Source organism: Bacillus sp. ISO11 (genome assembly GCF_003458115.1).
Classification (GTDB): domain Bacteria; phylum Bacillota; class Bacilli; order Bacillales; family Bacillaceae_G; genus Bacillus_A; species Bacillus_A cereus.
This window is the reverse complement of record NZ_QXCO01000003.1, coordinates 238693-254255: the sequence shown is the minus strand read 5'-3', so window position 1 is coordinate 254255 and position 15563 is coordinate 238693. Positions and strand designations below refer to the sequence as shown.

The following is a 15563-nucleotide window of genomic DNA, read 5'->3' as shown; positions in this document are numbered from 1 at the left end:
GAATATTGAAGGAAGCAGTTGAAATGAAATAAAATTATCTTTTGTTATATTAAGATTTTTAGGAGGAATTCCCTTATGTTTGTCAAATAATAGTAAAGTTGTCTTTTGAATTAAGGAAATATTCGGAGTTGAAGGGTGAGAGAATGGACATTTCAATAATCACTGCACAACTAGTTAAGGAAAAAGTTATTTCACATTATCCAAATAGCGTAAAAGCATTAAACGGGGGAACGACAAGTACTATATATTTGTTAGATGAACAATACGTTATAAAGTTGAATGAATCGGATGTCATACGTGAAGAAGCTTATTTTCTTCAGTTTTATAAAAAGGACGAATTATTTCCAAAGCTTTTATATAAGGAACCTTTAAATCGCTACATTGTTTACTCATTCCTTGAGGGCACAACTTCTTGCAAACTAGGCCATAAACGGAGTGTTCTTAGTAAACTTGTAAAGGAAGTTATCAATAAGTATGAAGTAGCTACAGAGGTTGATGGCTGGGGATGGAAAGAAAGCCCAGTTCAATCTTGGAATGAATTTTTAACGACAAATGTGATGGAAGCTCATGAAAATGTAAGACGTTACATAAGTGAGGAAGAGTATAGAACGGTTTTTAAGTTAGCAAATAGTCCAAGTAGGGGGACTGGAATAAATCAGCCATTTTTATTGCATGGTGATCTTGGATTTCATAATTTTATATTTCAAGGGAATAAACTGCACGGTGTAATTGATCCTTTACCAGTGTTAGGAGATCCTATATATGATTTGATTTATGCGTTCTGTTCAACCCCGGAAGATTTAACAAAAGAAACAATCGATTATGCGATGAAACAATGTGTATTTTATAAAAAAGACCGTGATTTATATGAAGAAATAGTCATAGGATTATATTTGCGTATAGATACATGTTTACGGCACCACCCGAAAGATTTAGAAGATTATTTAGCAGCTTGGCGTTATTGGATGGACGAGGTTGAGGTGACTTTATAGTACAAATATTTTGGGGGAGATAGTGAGATGAATGTTGCAGAAGCCAAAAAGGATTTACTGTAATTCCATTGTCAGTTACAGTTGTTTATTTACTTACTTTTATAAGTTTATTAATTGGAAATGAAAAAGTAGATTATTATCAACAAAAATCAGTTTAATAAAAATATAGGGATAGGGGGAATTATGATGAAAAATTACGTTTGTACAACGTGCGGTGTGCAGTATGCAGCGAGTGTAGAGGAACCGGTGAGTTGTCATATTTGTGATGAAGAGAGGCAATATGTGAATCCGAAAGGGCAGTCTTGGACGACTTTAGAAAATTTGCAAACAGATGATACATATAAAAATGAAATAATCGAAGAGGAAAATGGACTTTATAGTATTACGACAAAACCAGGATTTGCGATCGGTCAAACGGCATTTATAGTGAAAACAGAGTCATATCGTTTACTATGGGACTGCATTACGTATTTAGATGAAACGACAATTGCGAAAATAAAAGAGCTTGGTGGATTAGATGCGATTGCATTGTCTCATCCTCATTATTATTCAACGCAAGTAGAATGGGCAGAGACATTTGATGTACCAATTTATATACATGAAGATGATAAAGAATGGGTGATGCGCCCAAGTAGTCGTATTATTTATTGGTCTGGTGAGTCTTTACAATTAGCGGATGGGATTACTGTACATCGTCTTGGAGGACATTTTAGTGGTGGTTCTGTATTGCATTGGGAAGAAGGTAATGATGGAAAAGGGATTTTGTTAACAGGTGATATTATTCAAGTTGTAGCGGATGAGCGGTGGGTAAGTTTTATGTATAGCTATCCAAACTTAATTCCATTACCAGCGAGAAAAGTGGAAGAAATGGTGAACCGAGTGAAGCCGTTACAGTTTAATCGTTTATACAATGCTTTTCATCGAGTAGTAAAAGAAAATGCAGATGAGGCAGTTGAACGTTCTGCTGAAAGATATATAAAAGCAATAGAAGGAAAGTTGTTTCATACGTAAAAGGAGAGTAGCTTAATGAAAACGTTAGTATGCTTTGGAGATAGTATTACAGCTGATGAAACATTTTTTGATGGAATGCCGAGATTAACACCACGTTTGCAAGAGATGTTTCCGAAGTGGAAAGTAGTGAATGCAGGTGTTCCAGGGGATAATACATTCGATGCGTTAAATAGGATTGAAGAAGATGTAATATCATATAAACCAGATTTCGTAACAGTTTTTCTTGGTACGAATGATGCGGTTTCTTTTTCTCAAGTGTCATTACAAGCATATAAAGAAAACTTAGAGAAGATTGTGAACCATATTTCATCAGATAAAGTACTACTGATTAGTCCTGCACCAGTTGATGAAGAAAGACAGCGTAATAGAACAAATAGAGTGCTTGGTCAGTATGCAGACGTGGTGGAGAAAGTGGCGAGGGAAACAGGAAGTTATTTTCTAAACGTATTCGCTGAAATGATTCAAGAACGGGATTATAAAAGATTTGTAGAAAATGGTGAAAAAGATGGATTACACTTTGGACCAGAAGGCTATGAGTATGTAGCGAGGTTAATTGGTGAAAAGTTAAAAGGAATTTTATAAGGAGCAAAGCACTTAGTGTTTTGCTTTTTCTTGTTTTTTTGCAGTCTATAAACTTATTCACCGCTGTAATTTGCACAGATAATTTGTTTTTTTATATGCGTAAAAGGTTAGCTCTGTTTTAAAGTAATATAAATTTATTTTTAAAAATTTATATTTCGTAGTTGAAAATCAATAAAGGTGTAACTATAATAGTTACAGTGAGTTTGTTATTTTGAAATATACACATTGAATTACAAGAATGAAAGGAGTTTTTATGTAAATCAAAAAGTTATAAAAATCTATTAATTTTTATAATAAGATAAAAAGCTTTTCGGTTCATACACATTATTAAATATGTTAATTCTAATAGAAAACTAGGGGTGGAAAGATGAAAAATTTTAAAGGTATGTTGATATCATCACTTGCAATTACAACTTTTGCTGGGGTAGGTACGACATTTGTAACAAATACAGTATATGCTGCTAATGACAATTCTAGTAAAATACTAGTTCGTTCTAATAAGAGTATAAATACAACAACTAGCTCGAGATTGCCTGTATTATCAGTCAATCCTTATGATGAACCTAGATTTTCGAGACAGGGATATCTTGAAGAGGCACCTTTAGGAATTAATGCTCCTTATGCTTGGGGAATTAAAGGAGGAGATGGTCAAGGAGCAACTTTTGTAGATTTGGAAGAAGGCTGGTTATTAAATCATGAAGATTTAGTCGGTCAAAATATTGAATTTATGTCTGGAAAAATGAGTAATGATCTTTCTCATGGTACTTCAGTTCTAGGTGTTGTTTCTGCAGCTGACAATCGGATTGGGAACATTGGGATTGCACCAAAAGCAAAGGCAAAAGTAATTTCAGTGATCCGAGATAATGGGAGAATCGATGTAAGAGATGCTATTTTAAGTGCCGTAGATTCTTTACAGGCTGGAGATGTTTTATTAATAGAGGAATCCTTTAAATATGATGGATATGGAGATGACCCTTTACCAGTAGAAGTATACCCGAGTATATTTAACGCAATTCGCAAAGGTACAGATAAAGGCATTATTATTGTAGAAGCAGCTGGTAATGGTGGGATTGATTTAGATGAATTTAAAGACCGTAATGGTAAACAGATTTTAAATCGAAATAGTCCAGACTTTAAAGATTCAGGAGCTATTATAGTTGGAGCATCTACTGCAAGAGTTCCTCATAAACGTTTAGGTTTCTCTAACTATGGTAGTAGAATTGATGTATATGGTTGGGGAGAGTATGTTGACACATTAGATACATATCAAAATCAAAATAGTAAAGGACAAAAAGTTACAGATCAGAGTATAATGAATCGTTATACTTCTAATTTCCGTGGTACTTCTAGCGCTTCGCCTATAATCGCTGGGGCTGCTGTATCAATTCAAGGGATTGCTAAAGAACATTTAGGTAAGGCATATACACCAAAAGAATTGAGAGCAATTTTAAGTAATCCTAATACAGGCACAAAGTCTAATAATCCATCATCTGATAAAATAGGGGTTTTACCAGATTTAAAAGCGATTTTGTCTAACCTTGGTTTTCATAGTGATTTGACTACCAATGATTCTATGGTATTTCCAGATAACGTAGAAAAAAATGAAGGAAAAGAAAATTCAACTTTCGTATTTCCAGGTGAAGAAACAAAAAAAACAGGGGATAAAAATTCAACTGTAACCTTCCCAGAAGAAGATTTAAAACAGGAGGAAAAAGAAGAGGGATTAATTGTTTTTCCTGATTAATAAAAAAATACTACCTTCCATTTGGAGGTAGTATTTTTTATTTCTTGTCATTAACAAGCAGGCATGAAATTTGTATTTGTTTATCTTTCATAATGAACTTAACCACAAAGTCGAATGTTTGACTGTTAATTAACTTTTTCGTCTCAATCAATTACATGAATCAATCTAGAAATGCTTGCTGCAATGCTTTCAGTCCATCGCTGTATATACCATGAAACAGATTTATTGCCTCTTCATCACTAACCGCAACAGGAGTGAACGTACCAGACCACTCTACTAACGATGTGTTACTTTCAGTACCTTCTTTAACTTGGATTGTAGATAAATAATTAGTGACCGGGAACGGTGCATTCATGATTGAATACGTGTAGTAGCGTTCCTTATCATTGAATACTTCTAAGCGTTCTATAATTGTTTCACCATCTGGATTAGCTAGATGACGTACACGACCGCCTTCAGTTAATTTACTGCTAGGTATATAAGGTAACCAGTCTGGAAGGGAGTTGAAACCTCCGATTAATTGCCATACTTGTTCAGTTGATCCGAAAATTTCCATAGATATAGTAGTATATGCCATGTTCATTACGCTCCTTTTCATCCCGGTATTTACGGGTAAATAATCAGTAGAGAATAAATCGCCCCACTGATTAAAGTTTCACTTTATAGGTCCATAACTTATAGTGAGAACGAATTTTATCGTGGATTTTTTATTTAATATATAATTATAAAGTTAAAACTATATACTTTTAATAATTAAATTATATAATAAATATAGAAACGAAAATTTATGAGCAAGGAAGTTGAAAAATATGACATTAACAATGGGCTTTATTGGATTTGGAAAGTCAGCTAACCGCTATCACTTACCTTATGTAAACACGCGTAATAATATAAAAATAAAAACGATTTTTGTACGTCAAATAAATGAAAAATTAGCGGCTCCATATAAGGAAAAAGGTGTTTACTTCACTACTGATTTGGACGAATTGTTGAATGACAAGGAAATTCAAGTGGTGACGATCTGTACGCCAGCACATACGCATTATGAATTAGCAAAAAAAGTTATACTTGCTGGAAAATCAGTTATCGTTGAAAAACCATTTTGCGATACAGTGGAACATGCGAAAGAATTATTAGCTTTAGGACGAGAAAAAGGTGTAGTAGTTATGCCTTATCAAAACCGCCGTTTTGATGGTGATTTTTTAGCTGTGAAGCAAGTAATTGAACAAGGATTCCTTGGTGATATTATTGAGATTGAATCACATATTGATTATTTCCGTCCTGGTTCAATCACTCATGAAGCTCCAAAAGAAGAAGGTTCATTTTACAGTTTAGGTATTCATACGATGGACCGTATGATTTCACTATTCGGCCGTCCAGATACGGTGACATACGATATTCGTAATAATGAAATGGAAGGTGCGGTTGATAACTATTTCGATGTTGGTTTACATTACGGAAATCAGTTGAAGATTAAGCTGAAAACGAACCATGTCGTAGCAAAAGATTATCCACGCTTTATCGTTCATGGAACAAACGGATCATTTATTAAATATGGTGAAGATCAGCAGGAAAATGATTTGAAAGCGGGGATTATGCCTGAGAGTGCAGGGTTTGGTGAAGATTCACCGATGTACTATGGAGTTGCTAAGTATCGTAATGCAAATGGTGACTGGATTGAAAAACAAATTAAAACGCCACTTGGTGATTACGGTCGTTTCTATGATGCCGCGTATGAAACAATTATAAATGGTGCACCAAAACTTGTGAAAGACGAAGAAGCGGTAACGAATATTGAAATCTTAGAAAATGGATTTGCTGCCCCATCACCTTCAGTTTACAAACTTGAGGCTTTACATTTGAATGAATAGAAGAGAGTTTGCAGTATAAAGGAGGTATGAAAATGGCAAGCGGATCAACACAAGTAAAATACCTCGGCATTTATCAAAAGATTAAACAGCAAATTTTAGGTGGTGAATATAAAATCAACGAAAAAATTCCGAGTAGCCCCGTCCTTGCTGAAGAATTTGGTGTTTCAGCCCTTACTATTAAGAAAGCGCTGGATCTATTAGTTAGAGATGGCTACATCATCCGCCGACGCGGAAGTGGAACAGTGGTGCAAGATTGGCGTCAACAGGAAAAGGCACGAATGATTCAAACTTTAACGGGTACGAAAGCTGTATACGGCAGTGAGGTAGAAAGTAAAATTATCGAGTTTGCGATTGTTGGGGCTGATGAAGTAGTTGCTGAGAAATTGGGAGTTTCAATCGGTGATTTCGTCTATAAAATCATTCGCCTCCGCATCATTCACAGCATTCCGACGATTATGGAGCATACATGGATGCCAATTTCGGTTATCCCAGGTGTTGAGGCTTCTGTTTTAGAGGAGTCGATATACTCACATATTCAAAATAAACTTGGTCTTGAAGTAGGGACATCTGTTGTCAGGGTTAAAGGAATTCGCCCAGATGATAGGGAAAAGCAGTTTATGAACTTAACAAATCAGGATTTCCTAATGCGAGTTGAACAAGTAGCTTACTTAACGGATGGACGAACTTTTGAATATTCTTATGCAGATCATCTACCCGAAACATTTGAGTTTGAAACAGTCATTACTGCAAAAAATTATAAAGAGATATAAAAATCGGTTGAGGCAAGTATTGTCTCAACTGCTCCTATTATACGTTAATAGAATGAATCCAAGACTTAACATTTGATTTATAGAACTGTAAAGTTTAAAATTACAGTATAGTTTTTAGAAGTGAGTTGTTATCGTCTGTAAAATGTAGATAAATTAAATATTCTCGAATAAATAATATTGCTTGTATTTGATTCTAAACTGTAATTTTTTTTAATACATTTCAATAACCGATGTTTAAAATGTACGTTTCATAACATTAAAGGAGTGAGTTAAATATGGTAATTCTATATACAACAGCAAGCTGTGCCTCATGCCGAAAAGCGAAAGCATGGCTTGAAGAGCATCAAATTGATTATATTGAAAAAAACATCGTATCAAATTCTATGACAGTTGATGAGCTGAAATCAATTCTTCGTTTAACTGAAGAGGGGGCTACTGAAATTATTTCAACTAGATCCAAAACTTTTCAGGACTTAAATATAAATATTGAGGAGCTCTCGCTCAATGAATTTTATACATTAATAATTGAGCATCCACTAATGTTACGTCGCCCAATTATGCTGGACGAGAAAAGATTGCAGATTGGTTTTAATGAGGAAGAAATTCGTAAATTTTTACCACGTAGCGTTCGAACGTTTTTGAACATTGAATTGCAAAAATTGGCCAATTAATAAGTAGTATTTTTAGAAAAAGTTTTTTGAAAGGAGGAAGCAGAAGATGATTGAAGTATGTGTTACAGTTAATTATAATGATAGAAATTATCAAACAAATGTTATTGTGAGTAAAGATACGATTTGGACAAAAATTAAACAGTTGGCAGAAGAACAAGTGAAGAAACAGTGGAGTGTTTAATTTTATTTTCAACTTAAAAAGCTAAATGAAGTTATCAGATATAGGTGGGACCGGATAGAATATAAGAGAATTAATTTTTTATGGCAAGAAGTATTCTATATGTTTTAACGTTCTAACCTATCTGTAATATTTATGGCTACAGTTAATATATGAGAAACAATATTTTTGATCGTAGGAGGAAAATCATGAACAGCGACTTTACCTTGGCCATACACAGTTTAACTTATTTAGCTTTACAGCCAGATCGGATGTCAACAAGTAATGCTATTTCAGAAAGTGCAGGTGTACATCCAGTACGCATTCGGAAAGTACTAAGTTTGTTAAAAAAACATAAGTTTATACAATCGAAAGAGGGGACTGGTGGCGGTTTTATTTTCGCTCGCGATTTAGATGAAATTAATCTTTGGCATATTTATCAGATAACCTCTGAAGGTGCTTTGCAGCCGAAGTGTCCAGAATCAAACAATCAGTGTGTTGTAGGTTCGAACATGCGAAAAGTTCTTTTCGCTATTTTCTTAGGTGCTGAAGAGCATCTAGGTGAATACTTAAAGAATTATACAATGAAAGAAGTTGTTGACCTTATCAATCAAGAGCGTTAAGCGGCTTAATTATTATATAGCCGTGAGTTCTTAACACTTAAATGTAATGAAAAATATTACAGTATAATTGTTTTTATATCTTTTTTATCGTCACAAAAAATATTTATAGGAAGGTGAAACGGTATGATGTCAAATAATAATCATGTTTTAAAAGTAGGAGATTGGGTTCGTGGAATATCAAATGAAGGTGAATTAATAGTTGGTTATATTGTATCACTTGATGATGTAGAGGATATAGTTACAGTTAGTATTGTGAAACGTGACGGCCAGTACACAATAAACGAAGCGATTTTACTCTTTAGTAAACACGTTAACAAACTCCCTGAATCAAAGGTAATAAATAAGGAACAAATCCTTTATCTTATAGATCTTGCATTATTAACAGGGGATGAAGAATGGTTTATCGAGCTTTCTTCAAAATTAAACTCGATAAAAGAGCTAGTTAATGAGGGATTTTAAAATTTAAACTTTTGAGGGTGCACACAATCCGCCTTATGAAGAGGACACAATTACTTTTCGCATAAAAGGAAATGATGTAAAAACAATGCATTACAAACATAGAGCTATCCCTGAAGAAGAGCCGAACAAACTACAATTAAGATGATATTGAAGTGATTTGTTTGTGTATTCCTGATAACGATAATTATGTAAATGAGCTGTCCATATGGGGCAGCTTTTTTGCTTTTTGCTCAGTGTAGCTTTTTAAATTGTATATGAATTCAATATTAATAATATATATCCTAAAATTTGGTTTTTGTATTTTGGGATTTTTTTCTTTTTACCTACATTAATTATTTATTAGAATATCTTTTATGTTTAAAATAAGATTTTTTGATAAAAGGGGATATAAGTATCTTTATAATAAGTCACCTAGAAAAACAATGTATTATTATATTTTTTTACTAACTAATTCAGCTTTAAGCGATAAAAACAATGGCTACATGCTAACTGTAAAATATTATCCATATAAAATTATTCCTCTTTAATATTTCTGAAAATATAAAAATATTAATTTTATAAATATACACGTTATAATGAGGGCGTCGAGAGAAATTTTATTATCTCTGGAGAAAATATAAAAAATGCGATTATTAGTAAGAAAGGTGTGTGATTAGAGGCGAAATGTATGTAATGTGCTTCAGTGGCTTGTGTAAGCAATATCATCAGTGCTACCGAAGTTATGAAGGTAATGTATAGAATTGAGAAAGAAATGCCTCGCAAATGAAGAGAGGCCGGTTTAGCTAAAATTACTGTTAAAAGTAAAAAAGAGAAACCATTAAAGTAATACACTGTTATTAGAAATGTTGCAACGTATTTATGAAGTCTATTCTATATTGTTCTCTTAAGGGGTCTTTATATAAAGAGCGGATATTACGAGTAAACTTTTTTGTGAACGCTAACAATTATATTAGGACGCTAATTAGTGAATGTTTCAATTTGGATTTATTATGATGAAGGACATACAATGTGGGGCAACTTGTAAGGAATTCATTTTCCAGAAAGGGAATATTTGTTAAATGTAAAGAGAGATGCAGGAATAGATACAAGGGGGAGTTATTATATGAACGGGAATACTGCAAAGAAAATAGAAGTTCAAGCTGAAAATACCGCACCAAAAAATGAGCAATATGCAGATCCGAAAAAGTGGCATAAGCAGGATACTACATGGGCACTGAGTCTATTTGGAACTGCAATTGGAGCAGGGGTGCTCTTTTTACCGATTAATGCAGGTTCAGGTGGTTTATTATCTTTACTACTAATTACATTACTTGCATATCCAGTTATGTACTACTCACATAGGGCGCTTGCTAAAATGATATACGCTTCTAATTCTGCTGATGAGGGGATCACAGGTACAATTAGAGAGTATTTCGGAAATAAAGCGAGTATCATTTTTAACATCGTATATTTCGGTTCAATTTATACAATCGTACTAATGTATTCGGTTGCGCTTACAAACACTGCAAGTAGTTTTATCGTGCATCAATTGCACATGCCAGAACCTCCAAGAGCTATTTTATCACTTGTATTAGTTCTTGGTCTTATCGCTATACTAAATTTTGGTCAAGATATTACTGTAAAGGTAATGAGTATGTTAGTGTATCCTTTCATAGTTTCTCTACTTTTTATTGCAATATCTTTAATTCCACAGTGGAATACGTCAATGCTTAGTTTTTCAGCTGTTTCAACTGCTTCAACAGGAACAGGCTATTTTGGGGCGATATTGATGATTCTACCAATCATCGTATTCTCATTTAATCATTCACCTATGATTTCATCATTTGTTGTGAAACAGAGAGCTACGTATGGAATCGAAGCCACTGATGCTAAATGTGCGCAAATACAAAAGGTTTGTTATATCATGACATTCGCTGTTGTTATGTTCTTCGTTTGGAGTAGCGCATTGAGCTTGACTCCAGATGATATAAAAATGGCAAAAGAACAAAACTTATCAATTCTTTCATATCTTGCTAATGAGCTTAATTCGCCTGTAATCACTATTGCAGCTCCAATTATTGCTTTTGTGGCTATTACAAAGTCTTTCCTTGGCCATTATATCGGAGCATTTGAAGTAATGCGTGACATGATTATTAAGTTCGGTAAATCACGTGGAAAAGATATTGAAGAAAAAACAATTAAGACAATAATCCTTACTTTTGTTGTATTATCATGCTGGTTTGTTGCTTATACAAATCCAAGTATTCTTGGACTTATTGATTCTCTAAGCGGTCCTTTAGTTGCTGCTATCTTATGTCTATTACCGATGTATGCGATTCAAAAAGTTCCAGTACTAGCTAAATACAAAGGGAAAATGAGTAACGTATTTGTTATTATTGTAGGTGTACTTACTGTCTTAGCAAGTATTAAATCATTATTCTAATTCACTACTGTTGGTTTTAGTATCAAAATAGTTGGATCTGAGAAAAGAAGGAGCAAGTTTTGAATAGTTTTTTTCAAAACTTGCTCTTAAAATATTCTAATGAATTAATTTTACAAATAAGTTTATTCATATTAGTCATCTAGCATTTTGGTTATATACTCATCCAATATTATCAAGACCTAAATCGAGAAATTTTAAATATCAAGCGCCTAACGTATTATATATCCCTAATATGTTAGGCGCTTTTATTTTGGATAATAAATTTTGAACCTGAATTTGAATAGTATCTCTATTTGATGCTTATTTAATATTGTAAAATTTTTATTGAAAATTCGAGGTTTTAAAAGTACCATATACATATTCAAACATTTGAAGATGTATATGGTACTTTTGAAAATTGAGGAAAAGTAACGGAGGGATTTCAATGGGAAACGAAATGCAACAATTTAAAGCAGATTTCTTTAAAGCCTTAGCACACCCTTTGCGAATAGGTATCTTAGAATTATTGTCAGAAGGTGAAAAAAGCGTAAACGAAATTCAAGATATTCTAAATAAGGAAGGTTCAGCTGTTTCTCAGCAATTAAGTGTACTACGTTCAAAAAACATTGTTGTTGGTAGAAAAGATGGAAAAAGAGTTTTATATTCTTTACGAGACCCTATTATTGTGGATTTATTGGTGGTTGCACGGAAGATTTTTAACAACCATTTAATCGATACGATTTCAATGTTAGAAGAGCTAGATGGAGCAGAAAGTGAAATGATGGCTAAGGAGGGATAGGTTGAGTATTGAGGTTAAGAAAGAAGATATCATCCAACATGGGATTGAAACATTTCGCTCATTAGGAGCTCATTACGTTTGTGAAGTTTGTATAAAAAGTGGAAATTCTTGTTGTTTTTCATGCCAACATTTACAAGATGGAGTTGGATGTCGAAAAAGAAATACTGCTTGTACAGCTTGGTTATGTGGAATTCAAGGTTTTTTATTTGATCAAATAGGATTACTGGATGAATGGAATCGTTTTTGGAGTGAAATTCCAGGACAAATGTTTCGTAGAGATATTACTCCAGATAAGGTAAGGATTAGATCGTTTATTGATACGAAGAAGCTAGATAGTCGAGCCGGAGAACGTCTAGCAGAAAGATTGAAATCCTATGTACAACAAGGTGGAGATATAGGTGAATTGGAGTGTCATTTAAGTAAAACATATAGTAAATATTAGGATGGTTTTTCTTTTTGTGAAAAGGACAATTTTCTGTATAAGGGACCGAGAAATACATTTGTAATCCAGATCTATTAAAAATAGAAAAGAAGGGTTTGTAATGAGAAAGTTATTTACAGGAAGGTTTGAAGGATATTCATTAGCACATTTTCAAAAGGATCTTCTTTCAGGAATGATTGTTGGAGTTGTTGCGATTCCACTTGCTATGTCTTTTGCTATTGCCTCTGGTGTTAAGCCAGAGTATGGGATTTATACAACCTGTATTGCTGGAATACTCATTTCACTGTTTGGTGGTTCGAAGTATCAAATTGGAGGACCTACAGGTGCTTTTGTTCCGATTCTTTTAGGAGTTGTAATTACCTATGGATACGAAAATTTACTACTCGCGGGTTTGTTAGCTGGAATTATTTTATGTCTTATGGGAATCTTCAAGCTAGGCTCTTTAATTAAGTTTATTCCACGTCCTGTAACAATTGGTTTTACTTCAGGTATTGCTGTTATTATTTTTACGGGACAAATTGCTAGTTTTTTAGGTTTAACAGGTATAAAAAAGCATGAGGAATTTCTAGCGAATTTGAAGGAACTCTTCACTCATATCAGTACTACCAATTTTTATAGTGTTATAACTGCTTTGATTTGCTTTTTTGTTATACTCATAACACCAAAGATTTTACCAAAAGTGCCTGGTTCATTAGTAGGTGTTGTTATTTCAACTGTAATTGCAACTGTATTTTTCTCAGGTTATGTACCTACTATTGGTACAGCATATGGTACGATTCCAAATACACTTCCTCATTTTGATATACCAGAAATCACATTAGAACGTATAAAGCAGTTAATTGGTCCTGCATTTGTTATTGCGATGCTCGGTGGAATTGAATCACTTTTATCCGCTGTCGTGGCAGATGGTATGACAAATAGTAAACACAACAGTAACAAAGAGCTTATCGGTCAGGGGATTGCCAATATTGTTACCCCGTTATTTGGCGGAATTCCGGCAACTGGAGCGATTGCACGTACAGCAACTAATATTAAGAGTGGAGCTGTATCTCCGATGGCGGGTGTTATTCACGGAGGATTTGTGTTATTTACACTTCTACTGTTAGCGCCATATGCTTCACATATTCCACTTGCTAGTATGGCCCCGATTTTAATGGTGGTAGCTTGGAATATGAGCGAGCAGAAACATTTTTATCACATACTTAAAATGAAGACGGGAGATTCTCTTGTATTATTGGTAACATTTTTACTTACTGTATTTACTAGTTTAACAACAGCTGTAGAGATTGGTCTTATATTAGCTATTATTTTGTTTACAAAACGTATGAGTAATATGCTTGTCATATCAAAAGTGCTTCCTGATCATACAAAAAGAAATGAAAAATTGCTACCACATGTGGTAAATAAAGCTCATGATTGCCCACAAATTAGCATTTATACAATAGAAGGGCCATTATTTTTTGGGGCTGCTCAAACATTTGAACAAAATATTTTAGCGACTATTCATTATAAACCTAATGTTTTAATTTTACGTATGGGAAAAGTTCCTTTTATTGATACCACAGGAGAGTCTTACTTTAGGAATATTGTTCAGCACTTCAAAAAACAAGGTGGCGTACTTCTTATTTCTGGAATTCAATCAGAGCTAAAAGCCAATCTAGATAAGAATGGATTGTACGCTGAGATTGGGGAAGAAAACTTTTTTAATCATACCGGAGAAGCAATTAATTGTGCTTTAGGACATCTGAATACAAAAAAATGTATAGGGTGTAAGCATTTTGCTTTTCATGAATGTACAGGGCTTTCTCAGCAATCTCAGGAAATCAATACAATAAAGAATAAAGAAAATGCATTAGATTTTTAAAAATTTCACTTCACATACAAAGTTTGTTTGAGTTAATCTACTTTTTTAATCATTTTATTAAAAAAGTAGAGAAGAAGAAAGTTTGCTTTGGAGAATGTGGAGAAGATTTTTTACAAGGTGTGAACAAGTAGTTTTTTTATACATTCAACAAATAAGTATCAAAAAGCAAGAAGAGAATATTTTCCGTACATTTAAACGAAAAACGAAAAACGAAAAACGGAAATTAAAAATAATATTTATTTAATAGAATAAACGAAAACGAGTGGAGGAAATAAAAATATGCCTAATTTACCAAATTGTCCAAAATGTAATTCAGAATACACTTACGAAGATGGGAATCTTTTTGTTTGTCCAGAATGTGCTCATGAGTGGACTTTAGAATTAGAAGCTGAAAATAGTGAAGATACAAAGGTAATTAAAGATGCAAATGGAAATATTTTAAACGATGGTGATTCTGTAACAGTAATTAAAGATCTTAAAGTAAAAGGAACTTCATCAGTTGTAAAAATTGGTACAAAAGTAAAGAGTATCCGATTAGTTGATGGAGATCATGATATTGATTGTAAAATTGATGGTTTTGGAGCTATGAAATTAAAATCTGAATTCGTTAAAAAGGTATAAATACAAATTTTGTTACATCAAAATTAGTTTGAAGTTAATGAATATACACTGTTTTTCAGCTGTACCCCGTGCCCGACAACTTAAGAATTTCGAATTACCCCGAAATGATAAAATGAACTTTTTGGTTATGATTCAGCAGATTTTTTTTGAGTACCATGAAATTTTAGCTTGCTAGCGATATAGTACTGCCGAAATATTTGAAATAGCTATAAGACTATTCTTTCGATGGTATGATGAAAGATGTGGAAAAGGAATAGGTCTCAATCAGACCTCAATATTAATCTTCACCATTAGCAACAAAAAACCACCTCTCATAAAGGTGGTTTTTCAGTATTAATATATTTTAATTAATCACGTCTAAATGGACCTTTTGGAGCAATTAGCTCTAAATTAGTACTATCTGAATCGGGGGAAGTAGGCAATTCCTGTACCAAATCCAGTTTTCTAGCCGTCTTCTTGAAAGATAATTGGTTCGTCATCTGGGTGCTATCCTATGCCCATCAAGCTAACAAAATGGATTGCCTCTGAAACAAAAATGATTTTTATTACTATAAAA

16 protein-coding genes and 2 pseudogenes are annotated in these 15563 nt (G+C 33.4%); 17 read left to right on the top strand and 1 reads right to left on the bottom strand.

The window, feature by feature from the left end; all coding sequences use genetic code 11:
• Nucleotides 1-143: 143 nt before the first annotated feature.
• The 5 genes and pseudogenes from D1166_RS05010 to D1166_RS04995 all read left to right on the top strand — a co-directional run bounded on the left by D1166_RS05010 (nucleotide 144) and on the right by D1166_RS04995 (nucleotide 4329).
• The gene (locus D1166_RS05010; protein WP_001986501.1) at nucleotides 144-992 is read left to right on the top strand and encodes a phosphotransferase; all 849 of its coding nucleotides are present in this window, start codon (nucleotides 144-146) and stop codon (nucleotides 990-992) included.
• A 41-nt stretch (nucleotides 993-1033) separates the two neighbouring features.
• Nucleotides 1034-1150, top strand: a pseudogene (locus tag D1166_RS32290) (DUF7010 family protein); the annotation flags it as partial.
• A 25-nt stretch (nucleotides 1151-1175) separates the two neighbouring features.
• The gene (locus tag D1166_RS05005; protein ID WP_001986571.1) at nucleotides 1176-2003 is read left to right on the top strand and encodes an MBL fold metallo-hydrolase; all 828 of its coding nucleotides are present in this window, start codon (nucleotides 1176-1178) and stop codon (nucleotides 2001-2003) included.
• 15 nt (nucleotides 2004-2018) lie between these two features.
• The gene (locus D1166_RS05000) at nucleotides 2019-2585 is read left to right on the top strand and encodes an SGNH/GDSL hydrolase family protein (RefSeq protein WP_000855202.1); all 567 of its coding nucleotides are present in this window, start codon (nucleotides 2019-2021) and stop codon (nucleotides 2583-2585) included.
• 367 nt (nucleotides 2586-2952) lie between these two features.
• Nucleotides 2953-4329 (top strand): S8 family peptidase, encoded by a 1377-nt coding sequence (locus tag D1166_RS04995; protein WP_000787692.1) that lies wholly within the window; start codon nucleotides 2953-2955, stop codon nucleotides 4327-4329.
• Between the two features lie 160 nt (nucleotides 4330-4489).
• On the opposite strand, the gene D1166_RS04990 is transcribed toward D1166_RS04995, so the two are convergent.
• Entirely contained in the window at nucleotides 4490-4906 is a 417-nt protein-coding gene (locus D1166_RS04990; RefSeq protein ID WP_000332044.1) for an SRPBCC family protein, read from the bottom strand.
• Nucleotides 4907-5138: 232 nt separating this feature from the next.
• Here D1166_RS04990 and D1166_RS04985 point away from each other — a divergent pair, with 232 nt between their 5' ends.
• From D1166_RS04985 to D1166_RS04930, 12 genes and pseudogenes are all read left to right on the top strand, one after another.
• Nucleotides 5139-6200, top strand: a complete 1062-nt coding sequence (locus D1166_RS04985; RefSeq protein WP_000176636.1) for an oxidoreductase — start codon at nucleotides 5139-5141, stop codon at nucleotides 6198-6200.
• Between the two features lie 32 nt (nucleotides 6201-6232).
• On the top strand, nucleotides 6233-6970 hold the full coding sequence (locus tag D1166_RS04980; protein ID WP_000146295.1) for a GntR family transcriptional regulator: 738 nt from the start codon (nucleotides 6233-6235) through the stop codon (nucleotides 6968-6970).
• 275 nt (nucleotides 6971-7245) lie between these two features.
• The gene (gene spxA / locus D1166_RS04975; protein WP_000236190.1) at nucleotides 7246-7641 is read left to right on the top strand and encodes a transcriptional regulator SpxA; all 396 of its coding nucleotides are present in this window, start codon (nucleotides 7246-7248) and stop codon (nucleotides 7639-7641) included.
• A gap of 46 nt (nucleotides 7642-7687) precedes the next feature.
• Nucleotides 7688-7822: a BA3454 family stress response protein gene (locus D1166_RS04970; RefSeq protein ID WP_000573532.1), complete on the top strand. Its 135-nt coding sequence runs from the start codon at nucleotides 7688-7690 to the stop codon at nucleotides 7820-7822.
• A gap of 185 nt (nucleotides 7823-8007) precedes the next feature.
• A complete protein-coding gene (gene saiR / locus D1166_RS04965) occupies nucleotides 8008-8421 on the top strand; it encodes an Rrf2-family transcriptional regulator SaiR (RefSeq protein WP_001083465.1) in 414 nt (137 codons plus the stop codon).
• A 123-nt stretch (nucleotides 8422-8544) separates the two neighbouring features.
• Nucleotides 8545-8880 (top strand): IDEAL domain-containing protein, encoded by a 336-nt coding sequence (locus tag D1166_RS04960; RefSeq protein WP_000987462.1) that lies wholly within the window; start codon nucleotides 8545-8547, stop codon nucleotides 8878-8880.
• Between the two features lie 7 nt (nucleotides 8881-8887).
• Nucleotides 8888-9025 (top strand): annotated as a pseudogene (locus tag D1166_RS04955) (DUF3888 domain-containing protein); the annotation flags it as partial.
• A 957-nt stretch (nucleotides 9026-9982) separates the two neighbouring features.
• On the top strand, nucleotides 9983-11302 hold the full coding sequence (locus D1166_RS04950) for an aromatic amino acid transport family protein (protein WP_001014183.1): 1320 nt from the start codon (nucleotides 9983-9985) through the stop codon (nucleotides 11300-11302).
• A 424-nt stretch (nucleotides 11303-11726) separates the two neighbouring features.
• A complete protein-coding gene (locus tag D1166_RS04945; protein ID WP_000526189.1) occupies nucleotides 11727-12080 on the top strand; it encodes an ArsR/SmtB family transcription factor in 354 nt (117 codons plus the stop codon).
• Between the two features lies 1 nt (nucleotide 12081).
• Nucleotides 12082-12522, top strand: a complete 441-nt coding sequence (locus D1166_RS04940) for a hypothetical protein (protein ID WP_000021461.1) — start codon at nucleotides 12082-12084, stop codon at nucleotides 12520-12522.
• 100 nt (nucleotides 12523-12622) lie between these two features.
• On the top strand, nucleotides 12623-14386 hold the full coding sequence (locus D1166_RS04935; protein WP_001228488.1) for a SulP family inorganic anion transporter: 1764 nt from the start codon (nucleotides 12623-12625) through the stop codon (nucleotides 14384-14386).
• 279 nt (nucleotides 14387-14665) lie between these two features.
• On the top strand, nucleotides 14666-15007 hold the full coding sequence (locus D1166_RS04930; protein ID WP_001133198.1) for a zinc ribbon domain-containing protein YjdM: 342 nt from the start codon (nucleotides 14666-14668) through the stop codon (nucleotides 15005-15007).
• Nucleotides 15008-15563: the final 556 nt, after the last annotated feature.